The 20,693-nt window shown below is 73.4% G+C and carries 19 protein-coding genes; 13 read left to right on the top strand and 6 right to left on the bottom strand.

The window, feature by feature from the left end:
- Positions 1-289: hypothetical protein (locus ACWCSD_RS24185; protein WP_449918054.1), on the top strand; the 289-nt coding region annotated here is incomplete at its 5' end.
- Positions 289-555 (top strand): DUF3303 domain-containing protein, encoded by a 267-nt coding sequence (locus tag ACWCSD_RS24180; RefSeq protein ID WP_358297913.1) that lies wholly within the window; start codon positions 289-291, stop codon positions 553-555. The genes ACWCSD_RS24185 and ACWCSD_RS24180, both read left to right, overlap by 1 nt.
- A 15-nt stretch (positions 556-570) precedes the next feature.
- Here ACWCSD_RS24180 and ACWCSD_RS24175 read toward each other — a convergent pair whose 3' ends face one another.
- Entirely contained in the window at positions 571-1,821 is a 1,251-nt protein-coding gene (locus ACWCSD_RS24175) for a cryptochrome/photolyase family protein (RefSeq protein WP_449918051.1), read from the bottom strand.
- A 170-nt stretch (positions 1,822-1,991) separates the two neighbouring features.
- On the opposite strand from ACWCSD_RS24175, the gene ACWCSD_RS24170 reads away from it, so the two are divergent.
- Positions 1,992-3,467 carry an SDR family oxidoreductase gene (locus ACWCSD_RS24170; protein WP_449918049.1) on the top strand — a complete coding sequence of 492 codons (1,476 nt, stop codon included), beginning with the start codon at positions 1,992-1,994 and terminating at the stop codon, positions 3,465-3,467.
- Here ACWCSD_RS24170 and ACWCSD_RS24165 read toward each other — a convergent pair.
- The 3 genes from ACWCSD_RS24165 to ACWCSD_RS24155 form a co-directional block, all read right to left on the bottom strand.
- A complete protein-coding gene (locus ACWCSD_RS24165; protein ID WP_449918047.1) occupies positions 3,457-3,939 on the bottom strand; it encodes a cytochrome P450 in 483 nt (160 codons plus the stop codon). The two genes, ACWCSD_RS24170 and ACWCSD_RS24165, sit on opposite strands and share 11 nt — an antisense overlap.
- Positions 3,940-4,101: 162 nt before the next feature.
- Positions 4,102-4,623, bottom strand: a complete 522-nt coding sequence (locus ACWCSD_RS24160) for a beta-class carbonic anhydrase (protein WP_397159724.1) — start codon at positions 4,621-4,623, stop codon at positions 4,102-4,104.
- 52 nt (positions 4,624-4,675) lie between these two features.
- Positions 4,676-5,920 (bottom strand): MFS transporter, encoded by a 1,245-nt coding sequence (locus tag ACWCSD_RS24155; RefSeq protein WP_449918044.1) that lies wholly within the window; start codon positions 5,918-5,920, stop codon positions 4,676-4,678.
- 100 nt (positions 5,921-6,020) lie between these two features.
- Between ACWCSD_RS24155 and ACWCSD_RS24150 the strand changes: the two genes are divergently transcribed.
- Both ACWCSD_RS24150 and ACWCSD_RS24145 read left to right on the top strand, forming a co-directional pair.
- Entirely contained in the window at positions 6,021-7,106 is a 1,086-nt protein-coding gene (locus ACWCSD_RS24150) for a DUF5937 family protein (protein WP_397159728.1), read from the top strand.
- Between the two features lie 69 nt (positions 7,107-7,175).
- Positions 7,176-8,231 (top strand): LLM class flavin-dependent oxidoreductase, encoded by a 1,056-nt coding sequence (locus ACWCSD_RS24145; RefSeq protein WP_449918041.1) that lies wholly within the window; start codon positions 7,176-7,178, stop codon positions 8,229-8,231.
- A 113-nt stretch (positions 8,232-8,344) separates the two neighbouring features.
- Here ACWCSD_RS24145 and ACWCSD_RS24140 read toward each other — a convergent pair whose 3' ends face one another.
- Positions 8,345-9,562, bottom strand: a complete 1,218-nt coding sequence (locus ACWCSD_RS24140) for an amidohydrolase family protein (RefSeq protein ID WP_449918039.1) — start codon at positions 9,560-9,562, stop codon at positions 8,345-8,347.
- Positions 9,559-11,001, bottom strand: coding sequence for an amidase family protein (locus tag ACWCSD_RS24135; protein ID WP_449918037.1), 1,443 nt, complete (start codon positions 10,999-11,001; stop codon positions 9,559-9,561). Before ACWCSD_RS24135 ends, ACWCSD_RS24140 begins: the two co-directional genes overlap by 4 nt.
- A gap of 227 nt (positions 11,002-11,228) precedes the next feature.
- On the opposite strand from ACWCSD_RS24135, the gene ACWCSD_RS24130 reads away from it, so the two are divergent.
- From ACWCSD_RS24130 to ACWCSD_RS24095, 8 genes are all read left to right on the top strand, one after another.
- Positions 11,229-12,554, top strand: coding sequence for an aminotransferase class I/II-fold pyridoxal phosphate-dependent enzyme (locus ACWCSD_RS24130; RefSeq protein ID WP_397159736.1), 1,326 nt, complete (start codon positions 11,229-11,231; stop codon positions 12,552-12,554).
- Entirely contained in the window at positions 12,548-13,375 is an 828-nt protein-coding gene (locus ACWCSD_RS24125) for a tryptophan 2,3-dioxygenase (protein WP_449918034.1), read from the top strand. Before ACWCSD_RS24130 ends, ACWCSD_RS24125 begins: the two co-directional genes overlap by 7 nt.
- A gap of 34 nt (positions 13,376-13,409) precedes the next feature.
- On the top strand, positions 13,410-13,805 hold the full coding sequence (locus tag ACWCSD_RS24120) for a carboxymuconolactone decarboxylase family protein (protein ID WP_449918032.1): 396 nt from the start codon (positions 13,410-13,412) through the stop codon (positions 13,803-13,805).
- Between the two features lie 271 nt (positions 13,806-14,076).
- On the top strand, positions 14,077-15,531 hold the full coding sequence (locus tag ACWCSD_RS24115) for a tryptophan 2,3-dioxygenase (RefSeq protein WP_449918029.1): 1,455 nt from the start codon (positions 14,077-14,079) through the stop codon (positions 15,529-15,531).
- A 60-nt stretch (positions 15,532-15,591) separates the two neighbouring features.
- Positions 15,592-16,995, top strand: a complete 1,404-nt coding sequence (locus ACWCSD_RS24110; protein ID WP_449918027.1) for an aspartate aminotransferase family protein — start codon at positions 15,592-15,594, stop codon at positions 16,993-16,995.
- Positions 16,992-18,428 (top strand): amidase family protein, encoded by a 1,437-nt coding sequence (locus ACWCSD_RS24105; protein WP_449918025.1) that lies wholly within the window; start codon positions 16,992-16,994, stop codon positions 18,426-18,428. The genes ACWCSD_RS24110 and ACWCSD_RS24105 overlap by 4 nt, the downstream gene beginning before the upstream one ends.
- Before the next feature lie 9 nt (positions 18,429-18,437).
- Positions 18,438-19,298: an arylamine N-acetyltransferase gene (locus ACWCSD_RS24100; protein ID WP_397159748.1), complete on the top strand. Its 861-nt coding sequence runs from the start codon at positions 18,438-18,440 to the stop codon at positions 19,296-19,298.
- Positions 19,282-20,562 carry a pyridoxal phosphate-dependent aminotransferase gene (locus ACWCSD_RS24095; RefSeq protein WP_449918021.1) on the top strand — a complete coding sequence of 427 codons (1,281 nt, stop codon included), beginning with the start codon at positions 19,282-19,284 and terminating at the stop codon, positions 20,560-20,562. The genes ACWCSD_RS24100 and ACWCSD_RS24095 overlap by 17 nt, the downstream gene beginning before the upstream one ends.
- Positions 20,563-20,693 lie beyond the last annotated feature (131 nt).

Here is a 20,693-nt window from a genome sequence, read left to right as displayed (position 1 = left end):
CCCCGGAGCCCACTGGGACGCAGACGACCCCGGCGAGGTCGTGGACCGCATCATCCTCGGCCAGTGGTTCGAACCCGGCGACGACATCGAACGTCTCCTGCACGTCGCCACCGGCCACGTGGGCGACCGGAACCATCTCGCCTACCGCCTCCAGGTGCGAACCGGCGCCACCCGTCACCTGGTCGAACAGCAGGTCTACTACGGCGTCGCCGGCGAGCGCATCGCCTGGCTGCGTATCCTGTGCTCCGGCTTCCGGCCCGTCCCGGACGGGGAGCCGTCGGAGGACTGATGTTGTTCATGGTGATCGAACGCTTCCGCGGCCAGGACGCCAAGGCCGTCTACCGGCGGTTCCGGGAGAAGGGCCGGATGACCGGCGAAGGTCTGGTGTTCGTCTCCAGCTGGGTGACGGCCGACCTGAGCCGCTGCTTCCAGCTCATGGAATGTGACGACATCGCACTCCTGCAACGCTGGGTCGCCGAGTGGTCGGACCTCGTCGAGTTCGAGATCGTGCCGGTGGCGCCCGGAGCCGCGACCGCCGCCGCCCTTGACGGCTGATCCGGACGTCGCCGGTCAGAGCATCGGACGTGGGTACCCGGCCGGGGGAGTGCCCAGCAGCCACGGCTGGTGCACGTGGGCGGCGGGCACGCCGGCGAGCTCGGGCACGTGGCGGCGCACGTAGTCGCCCGCCGGGTCGTACCGCTGGGCCTGGCGCAGCGGGTTGAAGGCGCGGTTGGGACGCGTGTCGTTGCCGGTGCCGGCGATCCACTGCCAGTTGCCCGAGTTGTTGGCCACGTCGCCGTCGAGGAGGTGCTCGAAGAAGTGCCGGGCGCCGGGCCGCCAGTCGATCCCGAGGACCTTGACCAGGTAGGAGGCGACGATGAGGCGGGCCCGGTTGTGCATCCAGCCCTCGGCCAGGAGCTGGCGCATGCCGGCGTCCACGATGGGCAGCCCGGTCATGCCCTCCCGCCAGGCCTGCAGCGCGTCCTCGTCGTCGCGCCAGCGGTGGCCGCGGGGGCGGTAGTCGTCCCGGTTGATCCGCGGGAAGGCGTGGGCGACCTGGTGGTGGAAGTCGCGCCAGCACAGCTGGCGGACGAACGGCTCGCTGCCCGCGGCCAGGTGGGCCAGTTCCAGCGGCGAAAGGCAGCCAAACCTCAGGTACGGGCTCAGCCGGGAGGTGCGGTCGCCGGCCAGGTCGTCGTGGCCGTCGGCGTACCCCGGCAGGGCGCGGCGGATCCACCGGCGGGCGCGGTCGCGGGCGGCGGTCTCGCCGCCGGGCACGGGTTCCGGCCGGGGCGGGCCCGGCAGCCGCCCGGCGTCGAGGCCGCGGGGCGTGGGGACGTGGTCGGGGGCCGCGAGCAGGGGACGGCGCCGGTGCCGGCTCCAGGCGCGCCAGTACGGCGTGAAGACCCGATAGTGATCGCCGCCCCCGGACGGGGTGAGCGTGCCGGGCGGCACCACCGTGACCCCCGGGAAGAGCTCGTACGCGATCCGTTCGCGAGCCAGCCGGTCCTGCCTGCGCCTGGCCAGCAGGCTGACGTCGGCACTGGCGAAGACCGCCTCGGCTCCCGTTTCCTGGACGAGCCTCATGGTCTCGGTCACGACGTCGCCGTGCCGTACGACCAGGTCCCCGCCACGCGCCCGCAAGGACGCCCGCAGGTCGGCCAGGCACTCCAGCAGGAAGCCGCGGCGGCGGCCGGCGGGGACGGTCTCGTCCAGCACGAACAGGGGGAGCACGGCGCGGGCGCGCTCGCAGGCGGCCGTCAGGGCCGGGTGGTCGTGCACCCGCAGGTCCCTGTTGAGCAGAACGATCACCGTGTCCATCGACGGTCCCTTCACGGCCCCCCGCGGCCTGCCGCGACCGTGCACCTCCCCCATGCCTCACAGATGCCCCGCCGGCCGCGCCCGCACGCGCGCGGCGGCAGTGCTGGTGGACGTGACGATGACCGGCCCGCTCCGGCATGAGGCCCGAGGGACGGGGAAGGTGCGTGGGCATGGCATTGTGCCTGGTGACCGGGGCGACGGGGTACATCGGCGGGCGGTTGGCGCCTGAGCTGCTGGCCGCCGGTCACGACGTGCGGTGCATGGTGCGCTCGGCCGGACGCCTGCGCGATCTGCCGTGGGCCGACCGGGTCGAGGCCGTCGAGGCCGACGCCACCGACGCCGAGCGCACGCGCCGGGCGCTGGACGGGGTGGACGTCGCGTACTACCTGATCCACGCGATGGGGACGAGCGGCCGGTTCGCCGAGCGGGACCGCCTGGCGGCGCGCACGTTCGCGGCCGCGGCGGCCGAGGCGGGCGTGCGCCGGATCGTCTATCTGGGCGGGTTGACCGCGGACGAGCGGCTCTCGCCGCACCTGTCGTCGCGGGCCGAGGTGGGGGAGATCTTCCTGCGCGGCGCGGTCCCGGCGGTGGTGCTGCGGGCCGCGGTGATCATCGGGTCGGGGTCGGCCTCGTTCGAGATGCTGCGATACCTGACCGAGCGGTTGCCGGTGATGACGACGCCGCGCTGGGTGCGCAGCCGGACGCAGCCGATCGCGGTGCGGGACGTGCTGCGCTACCTGGTGGCGTGGGCGGACGCGCCGGGAACGGTCAACCGGGGGTTCGACATCGGCGGGCCTGATGTCCTCACCTATGCCGACATGATGCACGGCTATGCCGCGGTGGCCGGGCTGCCGCCGAGGTTGATCATCCCGGTGCCGCTGCTCACCCCCCGGCTGTCGAGCCTGTGGGTGGGGCTGGTCACGCCCGTCCCCGCGAGCATCGCGCGCCCGCTGGTGGAGTCGCTGCGCAACGAGGCCGTGTGCGGCGAGCACGACATCGCCCGCCACGTCCCCGACCCCGAGGGCGGGCTGGTCGGCTTCCGGCGGGCGGTGTCGCTGGCGCTGATGAAGATCAAGGAGGCCGACGTCGCCACGCGCTGGTCCTCGGCGTCCACGCCGGGCGCGCCGAGCGATCCGCTGCCCACCGATCCCGACTGGGCGGGCGGCAGCCTGTTCGTGGACGACCGCAGCCTGGTCGTGCAGGCCGGTCCGGAGGCGTTGTGGCAGGTGATCGAAGGCATCGGCGGCCGTAACGGCTGGTACTCGTTGCCCATGGCGTGGCAGTTGCGGGGCCTGGCCGACCGGCTGGTGGGCGGGGTGGGGCTGCGGCGCGGCCGGCGCGATCCGGCCCGGCTGCGGGTGGGCGACTCGATCGACTTCTGGCGGGTGGAGGAGGTGCTGCCCGGACGGCTGCTGCGGCTGCGCGCCGAGATGCGGCTGCCCGGACTGGCCTGGCTGGAGCTCGGCGTCACCCGCTCCGGCGGCCGGACGATCTACACGCAACGTGCCATTTTTCATCCGCACGGCCTGCTCGGCCATCTGTACTGGTGGGCGATCTCGCCCTTCCACGGCCTGATCTTCGGCCGGATGCCGGTCAACGTGGCCGCCGCGGCCCGCCGCAGGGATCGGTCCGCGGCTACGAGCTGACCAGCGCCAGATCGAGCACGTCGATGCCGACCGGGGTGCGCTCGGTCGCGATCCGGCTCAGCGACCACGGACCGGGGAAGCGGTGCAGCAGTGCGTGCACCGCGATCGCGACCTCGTGCCGGGCCAGGTGCGCGCCGAGGCAGAAGTGCACACCGTGGCCGAAGGAGAGGTGCTCGTCGGACGTCCGGTCGAGCCGGAACTCCTGCGGCTCGGCGAACACCCGGGGATCCCGGTTGGCCGAGAGCACCATGGCGACCACCCGCCGGCCGGCCTCGACGGGGTGCCCGGCGATGTCGGCCGGGCCGGTGGTGAAGCGGTCGGTGCCGCCGATCGGGGGCAGGAACCGCAGCACCTCCTCGACGGCGGCGGGCACCAGCCAAGGGGCGGCACGCAGCCGGGTCGGCGCCTCGGGGTGGGCCGCCAGGCACAACACGGTGTTGACCAGCAGGGTCCTGGTCGTCTCGTGACCCAACTCCCGGCCACGCGGTGGGCCAGGTCGGCGGGCACGGGCAACGCGGTCACCCGTGCAGTCAACCCGGCGACCGCCGCGACCGCCACCGATCAACCGGGCCGCGGACGCCCGACGGGCGCCACAGCCGCGGGACCCGGCGAGGCACGCCGGATCCGCACCCGATCAGCCGGACGAGCCCTGCGGGCCGGCGTCCAGCTTGACCTCGTTCAGCCGGCCCGTGGCGACGTCGTAGACGAACCCGCGGACGGAGTCCTTGTGCGGGATGAACGGGTCGGCCTGGATGCGCCTGGCCGACTGGCGCACGTCCGCCTCCAGGTCCTGGAACGCCTCGGCGGACCAGTCGGGCTTGACGCCGACCTCCTGGTAGATGTCGTGCTTGAAGCCGTCGTCGGTGAAGGTGAGCATGCCGCAGTCGGTGTGGTGGATGAGGATGATCTCGCGGGTGCCCAGGAGGCGCTGGCTGATGGCCAGGCTGCGACGTTCGCCGGCGGTGACGACGCCGCCGGCGTTGCGGATCACGTGCGCGTCGCCCTCGCGCAGGCCGAGCAGGCCGTAGACGTTGAGCCGGGCGTCCATGCAGGCAAGCACGGCCACACCCCGGGCGGGCGGCAGCGGCAGGTCGCCGGAGTCGAAGGCGGCGGCGTAGCGTTCGGAGTTGGCGATCAGCTGGTCGGTGACGCTCATGGGGGACGTCCTCCTGTCACGTGCCGCGGCCCGCGGTCATAGTCCACATTCCCTACTGACTGTACATGTTATTGCCTCGCTGTGTAGCCCCCCTGCGTCGACGGCGAACACGGCGGTCGGCGACGGCGGAGGCGGACAGGAGGGTCGCGGTGGAGAGGCTGCCCCAGAGGGCGGCCGGGCCGTGGCTGGCGAGGGCGGTGATGACCGCCGGGGAGACGGCGAGGCCGAAGCCCGTGGAGAGCTGGAAGCGGGCGAGGGCGCGTCCCAGAAGACGGGCCGGCGCGAGGGCGGTGACGAGCGCCGTCGCGCTGCCGGCGTAGACGATCTCGCCGATGGTGCAGACCACGGACACCACGGCGACGGCCGGGGCACCCCAGCCGGGCCCCAAGGAGGTGGCCGCGAGGAAGCCGAGGTAGGACGCGGCGAGCACCACGCCGGCGAACGCCAGCACGGTCCGCCGCGAGAAGCGGGACAGCAGGACGGTCACCGGCACCTGCAAGGTCACCACCAGCACCGTGTTGGCCACGAAGACGGCCGCCGGCCACACCGGGGACGCGTGCATCTGCGTCACCAGGACCAGGGGCACCGCGATCTCGGGGACGTTGAGGCAGAAGACGTAGACCACGTTGGCGGCCAGCAGCGCGCGCATCCGGGGCGCGGGCCCGCCGGTCACGTCCGTGGCCGCAGCGGCGGCCGGACGCGCACGCAGGCGCACCGACCACGCCAAGGCCGCCGCGGCAAGATAGGCGAGCCCGGTGACGGCCGCCAGCGCCTGCAACGCGGCGGCGCCGCCCGCCAGGCACGCGGTGGCGAGCAGGGCGCCCAGGCCCAGAGCGGCGTTGCGCAGCGCGCGGCCCGCCGCGAGGGCGGCGTCGCGGTCGCGGCCGTGGGCGACCGTGGCCACGAGAGCCGCGTGGGCGGCCGGCCATGCCTGGTTGCCGATGCCGAGGAAGAGCGCCGCCGTCGCGAACAGCCAGACGTGCCCCGCCGGAGCGGCCAGCAGCAGCGCCACCCCCAGCACCCGCACCAGCATCGACGCGGCCACGACGGTGCTGCGTGCGCCCCGGTCCAGCCATCGGCCGACCGCGGGCATGCACACCAGGCCCACGACGACGCCGGCCGTCATGGCGATGCCGGTCACCGGCGCCGACAGCCTCAGCACCGTCACCCCGTAGAGCAGCAGGAAGGGCCGCAGCAGGCCGGTGCCGAGCGCGTCCACGGCCAGGGCGACGGCGTAGCGGGGGCCTCCGGAGGCGCGGACGAGGGCGCGCGGCCGGATCGTGGTGGTGGATGCCATGGCGTCAACCATGCGTCCGGCCGCCCGGGACGGCTCCGCCAGTTGACGGACACCGTCAACCGACGCGGTCGTCGGCCGTCCGGCCAGGGATGATGTGGGGATGACGCTGAGGATCGACATCGGCGGCCTGCCGTCCGGGCGGCTGCGGTTCGCCGCCTCCCCGCTGGCCGAGCTGACCGCGATGCTGCACGTGCTGGCCGAACCCGGGCACCACCCGCAGCTCGCCGGCTGGGCCGGGGACGTCTGGGCCGGGCTGCGGCCGGAGCTGGCCGAGCGGCTCAGGGAGGCGGAGTTCCTCTGGCGTTCCTCACGAGCCGACTTCCTGGTCCCCGCGCGTCCCCGGCCGACCCTCGCCGAGGAGCTGGACGATGTCGACCGGATCGACGACGAGACCTACGTGACCGCCGCGCTCATCACCACGTGCGGCAGCAACCGGGTGCACTTCGCCGCGCCGTCGCCGCTCACCGACGCGACGGCGCGCGAGCGGGCGCTGGACCTGGCCCAGGCCCGCGGCGCGCTCCAGGAGGCGTTCGCGGAACGGCTGCTCGCGGACCCGGCAGCCGTGCGGGCGCGGGTGCGCGAGACCCTCGAACAGTGCGCCGAGGCGTTCTTCGACGCCGCCTGGACGGGCGTCGCCGCACAACTGGCCACCGACCTGCGCCTGAAGAACGACCTGCTGAAGCGCCAGGGCCTCGGGGCGGCGCTCGCGTCCGTCTCCGGCGCCGTCACCCTGGCGCCGGACGGCACCCGCATCGTCGTGGACAAGCTGCAGGACAACGCCACCACCGCCCACGGCACGGGGGTCACCTTCCTCCCCAGCGTCTTCGGCCGCCCGCACCTGGTGGTGGTGCACGCGCCCGGATGGCAGCCGGTGGTGCAGTACCCCGTGGCCGAGGCGGGGCCGTCGGAGCCGGTGTCGCTGGAGACGGTCACGCTGCGGCTGGAGGCGCTGGCGCATCCGGTGCGGCTGCGGCTGCTGCGCACCCTGGCCCGCGGCCCGCACACCACCGGCGAGCTGGCCCACGCCTGGGAACTCTCACCTCCGGAGGTCTCCCGCCACCTCGCCGTCCTGCGCCGCGCGGGCCTGCTCACAGCCCGGCGGCACGGCCGTTATGTCCGTTACACCGTCAACGTCCCCGACCTGACGGCGTTGGGCGCGGATCTGCTGACGGCCGTACTGCGCTGAGCGGCTTCGGCTGTCAGGCTGAGGAGGTTCGAGCCGATCCTTTCGTGGAGATCCTTTCGTGGAGGTCAGATGCGCGCAGGCGTCGTGGTCGCCGCCCAGCCCGGTGTGGAGGATCTCGCCGTGCGGGCCGAGGAGCTGGGCTTGCATAGTTTCTGGGTGAACGACAGCCCGATGCTCCACGGGGACCCCTTCGTCGCCCTGGGGCTGTGCGCGAAGGCCACCAGCCGCATCAGGCTGGGCGTCGGCGTGACCTCACCGGCGCTGCGCTCGGCCCCGGCCGCCGCGAGCGGGCTGGCCAGCCTCAACGCCCTGGCGCCGGGCCGGATCATCTGCGGGGTCGGCACCGGGAACACCGCCCGGCGCACGCTGGGCATGCGGCCGGCCTCGGTGGCGGCGATGGAGGACTTCACCGCCGCGCTGCAGGACCTGTGTGCCGGGCGGAGCGTCGAGTACCGCGAGGGCGACCGGGCCCGCGACGTCCGGTTCCTGCACGCCGGGGCGCACGTGCACACGGACGACCCGATCGAGTTCGTCGTGGCCGCGCTCACCGGGCCGAAGGCCGCCGCCGTCGCCGGCCGCCGCGGCACCGGCCTGATCTCCTTCGGCCTGCTCGACCCCACCGCCTGGCGCGCCCTGCACGACGCCCGCCGCCACGCCGCCCGCGGCGCACCCCGCGACCCCGCCTCCTACGTGGTCACCGCACTGCACGTACTGGACCAGGACGAGGATCCCCGCGGCGACGCGGCCAGGGACGCGACCGGCCACCTCGTCCTGTCACTGCTGACCTTCGCCGCCGACACGGCCGCCGACACGGACGCCTTCGCCGGGCGTCTGGACCCCGGGGAACGCGAGGCCGTGCGGCGACTTCTCGACCGGCGCGGCACCACCGGCACCGCGCCCGACCGGCACACCAAGCTCTATCCCGGCTACCTCGGACGCATCGCGCCGGAGGATCGCGACCTGATCCTGCCCTCGCTGATGAACACCCTGGCCCTGGTCGGCACCCGCGACGACCTCCGCGCCCGCATCGCCACCCTCGAACGGGCCGGCGTCGACGAACTGCTCATCCAGCCGGTGATCGACCCACCCGCCGAGATGGCCCGCCTGGCCGAACTCCTCACCTGACAGGACCCGCCGCGCACGGGACCGAGCACGGCGAGCAGCCCGACACCGCCGCTCGCGCCGGGCCGCCGCGCAGGAGCAGCAGGACGCCTTTCCGCCCGCCGGCGGCCGGATCTTCATCTGCGCACCCGCCCTCCCTGGACGACGTGGGCGACCTCACCGATCGTCTCGATGTCGGCGAACGGATCTCCCGCGACGACGACGAGATCCCCGCGCGCGCCGGGCCGCAGGACACCCAGATCGGGCCGGCCGAGCAGCCGCGCGGCCTGCGAGGTGGCGGCCCGGAGCGCGGCCAGGGGCGTCATCCCCTCCGACACCAGCACCACGAACTCCCGCCAGCTGTCCTCGAACGGAACGGTCCCCGCGTCCGTGCCGAAGGCGACGGGGACCTGACCCGACAGCAGGCGGCATGCGTTGCGCAGGATGTCGTCGGCCACCGGCGCCACCTTGTCCCGCGCGCCCGCCGGCTGGCCCAACCAGAACCGCGGGTCGTCGAGATGGTCGATGTAGACGTGGCAGGCCCATCGGGTGGGCACCAGAGTCGTCCGGTGTTCCGCCATGATGCGCAGGGTCTCGTCGGTGGCGAAGGTGCCGTGTTCCACGCTGCGGACGCCCGCGCGCACGGCCCGGCGGACGCCCTCGTCGAAGTGCGCGTGCGCGGCGCTGGGCAGGTTCAGGTCACGGGCCGCCGCCACCAGGGCGGTCATCTCCTCCTGGGTGTAGGCGACGGTGTCCGCCGCGTCCGCGGGGCTGACGAAGCCGCCGGTCGCGGCGAACTTGATCCAGTGGGCGCCCAGCTGGCGCTCGATCCTGACCTGGCGGACGACCTCGTCCACCCCGTCCGCGACCGCCGCCGCGCCGCCTCCGTAGGGCGGCTGCAGGGTGGAACGGGGATCGCCGTGGCCGCCGCGGGCGGAGATGATGTGGGGGGCCACGAGCATGCGCGGCCCCTCGATCAGCCCGGCCTCCACGGCGCGGGCCAGCTCCACCGTCACCGGGTCCGCGGCGGGGCAGCCCAGGTCACGGACGGTGGTGAAGCCGTGCGTCAACAGGGTCCGTAACGCGGGCAGCGCGTCGAGGGCCTGACGGGAGGCGGGTCTGCCGCCCGTGCCGTCACCGGAGGCCACGTGCACGTGACAGTCGATGAGGCCGGGCAGCGCCGTCCCGGACGCCTCCAGGACGCGGGTCCCGCGCGGACGCTCCACGCGCGTGCCGGTCTCGACGATCCGGTCGCCGCGCATGAGCACCTCGAAGGGGCGCAGACAGTCGTCGCGCAGGCCGTCCCAGCCCTGCGCGGCGGTGACGAGGAGGTGCGGCTCGCCCGGGCCGGTCATCGGCCCAGGACCTTCGGCAGGAGGCCGGGACGGTGGGCGGTGGCCGGCTCCAGGGCGGGCGGCGGCCAGATCTCCTCGTAGGCGCAGCCCATCTGGAGCAGATGGGCGTCGGCGCCGGCAGGCGCGCACAGTTCGAGCCCGACGGGAAGCCCCTCCGCGGTCAGGCCGGCGGGCAGGCTCAGCGCGGGCAGGCCGAGGACGCCGGCCCAGTCGGTGTTCCGGATAAAGGTGGGGAAGGTGGGGTGTTCCCGGCCGTCGATCACCACGGACTCCTCGCAGGCGAACGGCTGGGCAGGCAGTGGAGTGGTGGGATAGACGAGGGCGGCCAGCCGGTGGGCCCGCTGATGGTCCGACAGCGCGCCGGCCAGACGGGAGAGGTTCTCGCACGCCGCCCGGTAGTCGGCGGCCGACGCGCGCGCCGGGCCGAGGGCGTCGTTCAGCGCCGCCCGCACGCCGGGCGAGGCGACCTGGGCGAGCACCTCGTCGAGGGTGGGCGCGGGCGACGTCTGGGCCAGGTAGTAGGGGATCTCCCAGGCCGCCTCGTACATGGCCACCGTCATGGCGTCGCGGGCGAGCGACGCGCCGGCGCCCGCCGGAAGGCCGGCCTCGACCAGCACGGCGCCGGCCGAGCTCAGCTCCTCCAGGCGGCGTTCGGCCACCGCGGCCAGCGACGGGTCCAGCCCTTCCCAGAACGGCCGGCGGGGCACGCCCAGCCGCAGCCCCGCCCAGCGCACCGGTTCGGGGGCGGGGCCGGGCGCGGCCACGACGGAGTCGAGCAGCACGATGTCGCGGATGGTGCGGGTCAGGAAGCCGGCGGTGTCCCTGGTGCGGGAGAGCAGAAGCAGGCCGCGCTGCGGATACCGGCCCGCGGACGGGCGGTAGCCGAACACGGCGCACAGGGCCGCCGGGATCCGCACGGAACCTCCGGTGTCGGTGCCGAGACCGGCCGGAGCCAGGAAGGCGGCCACGGCGGCGGCGCTGCCGCTGCTGCTGCCTCCGGCGAACCGATCGGCGGCCCACGGGTTGCGGACGGGGCCGAAACCGGGATTGTTGCCGGTGATGCCGACGGCCAGCTCGTGCATGTTGGTCTTGCCGAGCGCCAGTGCGCCGGCGGCGCGCAGCCGCCGCCAGATCTCGGCGTCCCGCCCGGGACTATGGGCGCGCAGCGCCGGCGTGCCGGCGGTGGTGGGATGACCGGCGACGTCGACGTTGTCCTTGACCGCGATGAGGACGCCGTGCAGGGGGCCGCGCCGGTCCGCCGTGTCGGCCTGCGCGGCGGCGTCGAGGACGGCGCGCTCGTCGCACGAGACGAACGCGCCGAGCGACTCCTCCGCGCATCGCCGGAGCAGACATTGCGCGTATTCGGAAACGGATATGCGCCTGTCCCGAATTGCGTTGACGGCCGCTTTCGAACTCCAGGCGGCCACGTCGTCACACATGAGCGTTCACCTTTCAGGGGCGCCGCACGAGCCGGCCACAACCCAACGTAACACCTCCGGGCGGGACGGAATGTCGGGCCCCTCATGGGGCCGGAACGAGAGTTCGGCCGACACTCAGGAGGCTTTTGCGGCCGGTGAGATGAAAGCCGCGAAAAGTCTGTTGTTAAGGCGCGAATATCCTGGGTAATCGTGCCGACCGACCGGAATCACCGGACGGCGGAGTTGACATGGGAACCGTTCTCGACGAGGTGACCGAGGATTCCTGGCTGCGCGGTCATTTCAGGGACGCCGAATGGGTGGCGGAATACCTGGACGCCGGCGCGCCGTCCGGCGACCCGATATACCTCAGCCTGGGGGAGACGTGGTCGGAGGCGCCTGAGGGGCTGGCCCGTCTGCTCGGCAGCGGGCTGCCGTCGTACGCGCACGGATACGTCATCTCCCAGTACGGCCTGCCCGCTCTGCAACGCCTGCTGCGCGGTTACATCGCCCGCACCCACGCCCTGCCCCCCGGCTTCACCGCGGGCGCCGGCTTCGAGGTCGCCGTCACGTGCTCGGGGACCAGGAACGCCATGTTCGACTACGGACGGCTGATCCTGGCCGACGCGCCGCGCACCGCGTCCCCCACCGTCATCGCTCCCGCGCCCGGCTGGGACTACCGGGGGGTGTTCGCCGGGCTGGGTTTCCGGATGACCTACCTGCCGCTGGCGGCCTCGCAGGGCTTCCAGCCCGCACCGGAGGCGCTGCGCGAGGCGCTGGCGCGGGCGGGCGATCCGCGCGGAGTCATCGTCGTCATCAACGCCCAGCACAATCCCACCGGCGTCAACTGGGACGAAGACCTCGTCGCCGACATGGTGCGCCTGACCGTCGAGGCGCGGGCGAACCTGCTCATCGACGACGCCTACTACGGGGTCACCGATCCGGGCACCGCGCCGACCAGCGCCCTGCGGCTGCTCGCCGAACGGCTCGCCCGTCCAGGCGCCGGGGACCGGCCCGTCCGCTGGCTGGCCGTGCGCTCCCTGGGCAAACAGTTCAACTGCAACGGCTGGGGCATCGGGGTCAGCATCGCGCCGCCGCCGATCCTGGACAGGCTCGTCAACGACTTCCAGCTCCAGCGCTCCTTCACCGCCGCGGTGCCGTTGCAGAACGCCATGGCGAGGTGGCTGGACGGCGGCGAGTCCGAGCCGTACCTGCGGGCGTTCCGGCAAGGATGCGCCGACAAGCGGGCATGGGCGGCCGACTTTCTCCGGCAGGAGCTCGGCTGTCCCGCCGAGGCGCTCTGCCCGGGAAACTGCACCAGCTACTTCCTGTTCCGGGTGCCGCCGCCGTACGCGGCGGACGCGCGCGACGGCGTCACCCGGTTCCGCCGCGACTGCCTGCGCCGTGCCGGGGTGCTGCTGGGCGCCGGCACCATGACCCCGCAGGCGGCGCCCGAGGAGGGACAGGCCATGGCCGTCCCCTACGTGCGGATGTTCCTCGGCCCGCCGCTGAGCAGCGTCGAGACGGCGCTGCACCGGCTGGCGGAGGCCGGGATGAACTGGGAGCGGTCATGCTGAGACGTCGTCGGCGCGCGACCGCGCCCGCCGGCCTGACCTACGAGAACTACCTCTGCCTGGACCGGCTGCTCGGCGCCCAGCGCCCGGTCTCGGAGCCGCCGCACCACGACGAGCTGCTGTTCATCGTGCAGCACCAGACGACCGAGCTGTGGGTGAAGCTGATCCTGCACGAGCTCGACGACGCGATCCGCGAACTCCGGCACGACCGGCTCCGATCGGCGTTCCGCTCCCTCGACCGGATCTTCGTGATCCAGCGGCAGCTCATCGAGCAATGGTCGGTCATCGCCACTCTCAAACCCGAGCGTTTCGCCGAGTTCCGCCCGGTACTCGGGGGCGCCACCGGCTTCCAGTCCGTCCAGCTCCGGATGCTGGAGTACCGGCTCGGCGACAAGCGCCCCGAACTGGTCGAGGAGTACGACGGGTCCGTCCGGCAGGACGCCCTGCGCGCGGCGATCGCGCAGCCGACGGTGTACGACGAGTTCATCCGGTTCCTGCACCGGGCAGGGCATCCTGTCCCCGCCCGCCACCTCGACCGCACCCACAGCTGTCACGAGGAACCCGACCAGGAGATCGTCGCCGTGCTCCGCCGCGTCTACGAGGACCAGCGGGCCCACGCCGCCGAGTACGAGATGGCCGAACGCCTGGTGGAGCTGGAGGAGCGGCATCAGATGTGGCGGTTCCGCCACATGCGCACCGTGCGGCGCGTCATCGGCGACAAGCGGGGGACCGGCGGCTCCCGCGGCGTGCCGTACCTGGCCTCCCTGGTCGACCGGCCGCTCTTCCCCGAGATCTACGCCGCCCGCACCGTTCTCGACCCCTGACCGGCACCGCACTCACGCGCCCAGGAGCCCCGCCATGAGCGACCGACCTCAGGACCCGCGCTACCAGCGCGGCCTGGAACTGATGAACGAGATCGACCCTGCCGACGGCGGACGCATGCTCGACGAGTTCGCCGCCATCGCCCCCGATCTCGGACGGTTCCTGGTCGAGTTCGCCTTCGCCGACATCTACAGCAGATCCGTGCTGTCGCTGCGCGAACGGCAGTTCGTCCGGCTCGCCGCCCTGGCCGCGATGGGCGTCGGCGACGCGCCGATGCGGGCGAACATCAACTCCGCGCTGAACGTCGGCGTCCCGGTCTCCGACATCGCCGAGACGTTCATCCAGTGCCTGCCCTACGCGGGCTTCCCCCGGGTCATCACCGCGATGGAACAGCTCAAGGCCATCGTGGAGGAGCGGCCGGACCAGGACTGACCCGACCGGCACACCGGCGCACGGAACGGCGCCACACCAGGACGGCCGCCGCGGGCGCAGTGACCTGCGCCTTGTCGCTCCATGTGCCAACGCGACGTCGCGGGTTCCCGTTCCACCATCCTGACCTGCGCCTTACCCGGTCCTGACGTCCGGCCCACGTCGAGTCAGACCGGCGTTCGCGGCATGGGGCGACGGGTAGGAGGCGGCGCCTGCCGGAAGGAACCTTCCGGCGCGGCGTCCCGCACGTCGACTCCATGACCAAGGAGTTCCCATGAAGCTGGAGCGAGCCTCCGCGGCGGAGGCCGCCGCGATCCTGCCGTGGTTCGAGGACTATCTCACCCGTCCGCATCCGGAACTGGGCCGGGCCAACGCGGTGTGTCCCTTCGTGCGCTCGGCCCTGGACGCGGGGACCGTCACGATCGAGGTGGCCGCGCTGGAGGAGGGGGAGGGCCTGGACGAGCTGTGCGCCGCGATGCGCGCCCAGGCCGGGCGGTTCGCCCGGCGGCGGCCGCCCGAGGGTAAGGAGGGCCTGGCCACGCTGGTCACCTTGGTGCGGGGCCTGCCCGAGCACCGTACGCCGCTGCTGGACGAAGCGCATCGGCGGGTCAAGAGAAACGTGGTGGCGGACGGGCTCATGATCGGTCAGTTCCATCCGGGCTGCCCGGAACCGGCCGCCCGCAACCCCGGGTTCGCGGTGTCGCGCGCGCCGCGCCCGCTGTTCGCGATCCGCCACATGGCCCTGCACGACATCCTGTTCCTGCACGCGGATCCGGCGACCTTCGCCGCGTACCAGGAGCGTTTCGCCGACCGATACAGCGGCGACGCCGCGCACGTCGATCCACGTTTCGCCGAGCTCTACCGGGCCGCGGCCCAAGGGCCGGGGACGACTGCCACCAAGACGCCGTACATCGACTACCAGAGCATCGACGTGCTGCTGTCGTTGCAGCACCCGCACACCCGCCAACCGGCCGAGATGTCGTTCTATCTGGTGGGCCAGGTCAAGGAACTGCTGTTCAAGCTGGTGTACGAGGAGGCCTGCGCCGCCCGGCTGGCCTTGGTCGAGGACCGCGTGGACGACGCTACCTGGGCCCTGCGGCGCGTGTGCCGGACCATCGACCTGCTGGCCGACGCCTGGTCGGTGCTGGAGACGATCTCACCGCCGGAGTTCGGCGCCTTCCGCGGCGAACTGGACGGCGCCTCCGGGATCGACTCCTACATGTACCGCATGGTGGAGTTCGTGCTCGGCCACAAGTCCGAGCAGATGGCGCGCCGGCACGCCGGGGTGCCGGGCGTGGCAGAGCAGGTCTACCGGGCTCTTCGCCAGACCAGCCTCTACGACGAGGCGACCGCCCTGCTGGCCAGGCGCGGGACGGAGACCGGTGTGCCAGGCCGTCCCGGCGAGCCCGGCGGTGAGGCGTTGCGCGCGGCATGGGCCGCCCTCTACCGCGACCGCGGGCCGGACGACGACCTGTTCCGGCTGGCCGAGGCGCTGACGGACGTGGCCGCCGCCTTCGGCAGATGGCGCTCGTGGCACCTGCTGACCGTCGAGCGCACCATCGGCGGCGTGCCCGGCACCGGCGGCACGGCAGGTGTGGGCTGGCTGCGCCGCAGCGTCGAGCACCGTTTCTTCCCCGAGCTGTGGCAGGCCAGGTCCGACCTCGGGCCGGACCACGCCCGGCCGGCACTGAACCCCGAGCACTGCCCCGCCGCCCGCGACAAGGGCTGACCCGCGCCCTCGCGCATCGCATCCCGCCCTGCCGAGCCGCCATCGAACGGAGAAAAGACCATGTCCGACGCCGACCATGTGGCCCAGGCCATTCTCGACGACTACGCCGCCCGCAGCCCCTCCTCACGGGCCGCCTTCCGAGCTGCGGCGGAGGTGCTGCCCGGCGGCGACACACGTTCGATGATCACCTACACGCCGTACCCGCTGTACTTCGACGAGGGCGAAGGCGCCCACGTCAAGGACGTGGACGGCAACCGGTATCTCGACGTGCTGTCCAACTACGGCGCGCTGGTCCACGGGCACAACCATCCCGCCCTGGTGGCCGCCGTGCGCGAGCAGGTCGGGCGGGGCACCGCGCCCGGCGGTCCCAGTCTGCTGCAGATTCAGCACGCCGAGCGGCTGTGCGCCCGGGTCCCCGCGCTGGAACGCCTGCGTTACTGCAACTCCGGCACGGAGGCGACGATGTGGGCCATCCGCACGGCACGCGCCTTCACCGGCCGCGACCTCATCGTCAAGATCGACGGCGGCTACCACGGCACCCACGACTGGGGCCATGTCAGCGCCTTCATCACCTCCGGTCCGCGTTTCCCGCAGCGACTTCCCGGCCTGCCCGACGCCCGCCTGGCCCAAGGCGTGCCGCGCGCGGTGCTGGAGTGCGTGGTGACCGTTCCGTTCAACGACCTCGACGCCGTCCGCAGGGTGCTGCGCGCCTGCCGCGGCGAAGTGGCGGGCGTGCTGGTCGAGCCGATGCTCGGCGTGGGCGGCGGAGTGCCCGCCGAGCCCGGATACCTGGAGGGCCTGCGGACGGCCACCGAACAGGAGGGCGTGCTGCTCATCCTGGACGAGTGCGCCACCTTCCGCATCGGCCCCTGGCAGGTCCGCCACGACCTGCGGCCCGACCTCACCACCTTCAGCAAGATCATCGGCGGCGGGCTGCCCATCGGCGTGTTCGGCGGCCGGGCCGACGTCATGGCGATCTTCGACCCGTCCGGGCGGGACCCCGTCTACCATGCGAGCGCGTTCGGGGCCAACAATCTCTCGCTGGCCGCCGGCATCGCCGCGCTCGACCATTTCGGCCCCGACGACATCGACCGGCTCAACGCCATGGGCGAACGGCTGCGTGCCCTGCTGGACGAGGCCGCCCGTGAGCGCGGCATCGCGGGCCACGCCGTGGGAGCGGGCTCGCTCGGCTACTTCCACTTCGGCGCCGACCGGCCCCGTGATGCCGCCGCGACGGCCGCCCTGCGGCACGGACGGGAGGACCTGCGTGCCCTGCTCCACCTGCACCTGCTCAACCAGGGATTCCTCACCGCCCGGCACGGCCTGTTGTGCCTGGGCCTGCCGATGGACGACGCGGACGTGACCGCCTTCGCCGCCGCCTTCGCCCACGCCCTCGACACGTTGCGCCCCTACCTGGCCGAGCGCCATCCGGATCTCCTGGCGCCTGCTCCGGCGATGCCATGAGTCGTCCTGCCCGCTCGCTCGCGCTGACCGCGCGACTGCTGCGCGAGGGCCGTCTGAGCTGCGAGGAACACGCACGCGACATCCTGGATCGGTGTGCCGAGCACGCCTCGTGCAACGCCTTCGTCACCCTGGACGCCGACCGCCTGCTGACCGCGGCGCGGGCCGCCGATCGCGCTGACCCCGCCGCCCGCCGTCCCCTGCACGGCATCCCGCTCGCCGTCAAGGACAACATCGACGTCGCCCTCCTGCCCACCACCGCCGGAACTCCGGCCCTGAGCCGCCATCGGCCCGGCCGTTCGGCGGAGGTGTGGCGGCGTCTGGCCGGCGCCGGCGCCCTGGCCCTGGGCAAGACCGGCATGCACGAGCTCGCCTACGGCGTCACCGGCCAGAACGCCGCCTTCGGCACCGTGGGCAACCCGGTCGTCCCCGGCCACATCTGCGGCGGCAGCAGCTCGGGAACGGCCGCGGCCGTCGCCGCCGGGCTCGCCCCGGCGGGACTCGGCACGGACACCGGCGGCTCGGTCCGCATCCCGGCGGCGCTCTGCGGCCTGGTCGGCATGCGTCCGACCACCGGTCGCTATCCGGCCGCCGGAGTCCTGCGCATCTCCCGGACCCGGGACACCGTCGGCGTCGTCGCCACGGACCTGGCGGACGTCGCCTTCCTCGACGGCCTCCTGGCCGCGGACCCGGCAGAGCGGTACGCGTACCCGCGGGCACCGCTGCCCCCTGACGGGCGGATCCGGCTCCTGCTGCCACGGCCGGCCTGGACGGGGCTGGACCCCCGGGTGGCCGCCGTGGCCGCCGGCTGTCTGCGGGAGTTGCGGTCCGCCGGAGCCGACCTCGTGCAGGTCGACCTGCACGATTCGGCCGACCTGCTGGGCGAGGCCGCGCTGCCGGTGCCGCTGCACGAGACCTGGCACGAGCTGGCCTTCTACCTGGCCCGCTGCGAGACCTGCCGCGACCCCGGCGAACTGATCCGCCGGATCGCCAGCCCAGACGTGGCCGACGTGCTCGCTCCACTGCTGCACGGCCCAGTGGTCCCCGCCGAGCGCTACCGGCACGCCCTGCGCGTTCAGGACGACCTCGCCGGCGCAGCCGCCGGCCTGCTGCGCGAGCACCGGGCCGACGCCTTCCTGTCGCCCACGACCATCCTGCCCGCCGCGCCCGCGGACGTCGGTGCCGAGGTCAGCGTGCTCGACCGGCCCGAGCCGGTCTTCCTCTCCTACATCCGCAACACCGCCTTCGCCGCGGTCATGGGCTGGCCGTCGATCAGCCTGCCCGCCGGTACGACCCCCGAAGGGCTGCCTGTCGGGCTGCTCCTCGACACCCCGCCCCATACCGACAGATTTCTGCTCGCACTGGCCGCGCGATGCGCCGGGATTTGGCGTTCCTCCGCCGAACCGGCCGGCGGCCCCGCCCACCGCGCCCCTTGAGGAGGAGCCGTGTCCGACTTGTGGGACACCGACACGCTCGACCTGCCCGCCTATCTGGCCCGCGTGAGTCCCGGCACGCTGCCCGGCACCGCCGGACCGTCCCTGCTGACCCGATTGCACCGGGCCCATGCCACCACGCTGCCGTTCGACAACATCGACCTGCTCCTCGACCGCACGCCGAGCCTGTACGTCCCTGACATCGTGGACAAGATGTGCCGACGGCCGCGCGGCGGCTGCTGCCACGAGCACAACCTGCTCTTCGGCTGCGTCCTGGAACGCCTCGGCTTCCGCGTGGACCGCCTGGCGGCCCGGGTCATCCTCGGCGGCCGTGGCCCGCGCCCCCGCACGCACATGGCCCTGCGGGTCCTGGCCGACGGCGACGCCTGGCTGTGCGATGTGGGCTTCGGCGAGGAGGGCTTCCTCGACCCGCTGCCGCTGCGGCCGGGCGAGGTGACCGCACAGGGCTCGCGCGGGTTCCGCGTCCGGACCCACCGGGACCACCAGTGTCGTGTGGAGGTGAACCGGAACGGGGAGTGGGAATGCCTGTACCTGCTGAGCCTGGAGGCCCGCCCGCCCGTCGACTTCGCCGTCGCGCACCACTACCTCAGCACGCATCCCCGCTCGATGCTCAAGCGGGAGCTGTACCTGCAGCGGCTGTCCGGCGCCACCCGGCTGAAGCTCCGCGGTCACACGCTGACGCGGGTCACCGCGGAGCACGTCGAGGAGAGCTCGGTGGATTCCGACGGCCTGCCCGACGTGCTGAACGCCTTCGGCATCGTCCTGCGCGAAGAGGAACTGGCGGCGCTGCGGCGACGGGTCGCGGCGACATCCGAGGCGCACGGCAGGAGACACGATGCACGCGCTACATGACGTCCTCGACAGCGGCCGGCTGGCCAACCCGCTGGGCGACGCCCGCCTAATCGAGCATTACCGGAGCTCGGGCGGCGATCCGGCCGCCCTCATCTATCTCAGTCTGGGGGAGACCTGGACACAGGCGGCTCCCGGCCTCGTGGCCGCCCTGTCGCGGGGGCTGCCCGATCTGAGCCATGGTTACACGCTCTCGCCGTACGGGCTGCCCGACCTGCGACGCGCGCTGACCGAGCACATCGCCACCACGCACCGGTTGCCGCCCCCGTCAGGCCCGGCCGACTACGACGTGGCGGTCAGCCAGGACGGCACCCGGGCTGCCATGTTCGACTTCGGCCGGCTGCTCGTACGCGACGGCGCGGCGCCGCCCACCGTGCTCGTCCCGGCGCCCGGATGGGACTACCCCGGGGTCTTCGCGCCTCTCGGGTGCCGTGTCCGGTACTACGCGGTCGATGCCGAGCAAGGCCACCAGCCCGTCCCTGACCAGGTGGCGGCGGAGCTGGAACGAGCGGCGGCGACCGGCCGCCCGCTGTTGGTGCTCAACGCCCAGCACAACCCCACCGCCGCGAACTGGGACGCGCGAACCGTCCGGGCCATGATCGCCACGGCCCTGGACCACCGTGCCGCCGTCCTCGTGGACGACGCCTACTACGCCGTTCACGACCCGGACGTCCGGCCCACCGACACGCTGAAGATCCTGCTGGCGGAGATCGGGCGGCATCCGCGGGGTGCGCCGCCCTGGCTCGCCGTCCGCACGCTCGGCAAGCAGTTCCACTGCAACGGCTGGGGCGTCGGCGCTCTCACCGCTCATCCGGGAACGCTGGCGGCCCTGGCCGCGCTGCAGCACCATCACTCCTACGGCAGCGGCCTGCCCCTCCAGGCCGCCATGGCCCGCTGGCTGCGCGACCCCGCCTGCGAGATCTACCTGCGGGCCATGCGAGCCCACTACGCCGACGCCCGCCGGCACGCCGCCGCACGCCTGACCGCCGATCTCGGTTTCCCCCGGCACGCCTGCCACGCGGGCCAATGCACGTCCTACCTGCGCCTGCGCGTCCCGCCCCGGTACGTGGACGAGACCGGCGGCGAAGAGGGCTATCGCCGTCTCTGCCTCGACCGGGCAGGCGTCCTGCCGGGCACGGGCAGCATGGTCACCCCTGGCCCTCCCGGCGACGGCCACGCCCACGTGCGGCTGTTCCTCGGCCACCCTCGGCCGATCCTCGACGAGGCGCTCGACCGCCTGGCCCGCCACGGACTCGGCTGGGCATGACACCGGCCGCCGCGGTACGGACGGTCGCTCAGGGCGCCGCCGGGGACGACCCGAGCCGCCGGGAGTCCGCCAGGGTGGGGACGATCGCCACCGGACACGCCGAGCGCCGGATCAGCCGGGCCAGCCCCCAC

The sequence above is a fragment of the Nonomuraea sp. NPDC001684 genome (assembly GCF_053596515.1).
This window is presented reverse-complemented; position numbering and strand designations above follow the sequence as displayed.

Bases quoted from the DNA above. Each gene is read 5' to 3' on its own strand.
- ACWCSD_RS24180 (WP_358297913.1), top strand. From the start codon at position 289: ATGTTGTTCATGGTGATCGAACGCTTCCGCGGCCAGGACGCCAAGGCC.
- ACWCSD_RS24175 (WP_449918051.1), bottom strand. From the start codon at position 1,821: ATGGACACGGTGATCGTTCTGCTCAACAGGGACCTGCGGGTGCACGAC.
- ACWCSD_RS24170 (WP_449918049.1), top strand. From the start codon at position 1,992: ATGGCATTGTGCCTGGTGACCGGGGCGACGGGGTACATCGGCGGGCGG.
- ACWCSD_RS24160 (WP_397159724.1), bottom strand. From the start codon at position 4,623: ATGAGCGTCACCGACCAGCTGATCGCCAACTCCGAACGCTACGCCGCC.
- ACWCSD_RS24155 (WP_449918044.1), bottom strand. From the start codon at position 5,920: ATGGCATCCACCACCACGATCCGGCCGCGCGCCCTCGTCCGCGCCTCC.
- ACWCSD_RS24150 (WP_397159728.1), top strand. From the start codon at position 6,021: ATGACGCTGAGGATCGACATCGGCGGCCTGCCGTCCGGGCGGCTGCGG.
- ACWCSD_RS24145 (WP_449918041.1), top strand. From the start codon at position 7,176: ATGCGCGCAGGCGTCGTGGTCGCCGCCCAGCCCGGTGTGGAGGATCTC.
- ACWCSD_RS24140 (WP_449918039.1), bottom strand. From the start codon at position 9,562: ATGACCGGCCCGGGCGAGCCGCACCTCCTCGTCACCGCCGCGCAGGGC.
- ACWCSD_RS24135 (WP_449918037.1), bottom strand. From the start codon at position 11,001: ATGTGTGACGACGTGGCCGCCTGGAGTTCGAAAGCGGCCGTCAACGCA.
- ACWCSD_RS24130 (WP_397159736.1), top strand. From the start codon at position 11,229: ATGGGAACCGTTCTCGACGAGGTGACCGAGGATTCCTGGCTGCGCGGT.
- ACWCSD_RS24125 (WP_449918034.1), top strand. From the start codon at position 12,548: ATGCTGAGACGTCGTCGGCGCGCGACCGCGCCCGCCGGCCTGACCTAC.
- ACWCSD_RS24120 (WP_449918032.1), top strand. From the start codon at position 13,410: ATGAGCGACCGACCTCAGGACCCGCGCTACCAGCGCGGCCTGGAACTG.
- ACWCSD_RS24115 (WP_449918029.1), top strand. From the start codon at position 14,077: ATGAAGCTGGAGCGAGCCTCCGCGGCGGAGGCCGCCGCGATCCTGCCG.
- ACWCSD_RS24110 (WP_449918027.1), top strand. From the start codon at position 15,592: ATGTCCGACGCCGACCATGTGGCCCAGGCCATTCTCGACGACTACGCC.
- ACWCSD_RS24105 (WP_449918025.1), top strand. From the start codon at position 16,992: ATGAGTCGTCCTGCCCGCTCGCTCGCGCTGACCGCGCGACTGCTGCGC.
- ACWCSD_RS24095 (WP_449918021.1), top strand. From the start codon at position 19,282: ATGCACGCGCTACATGACGTCCTCGACAGCGGCCGGCTGGCCAACCCG.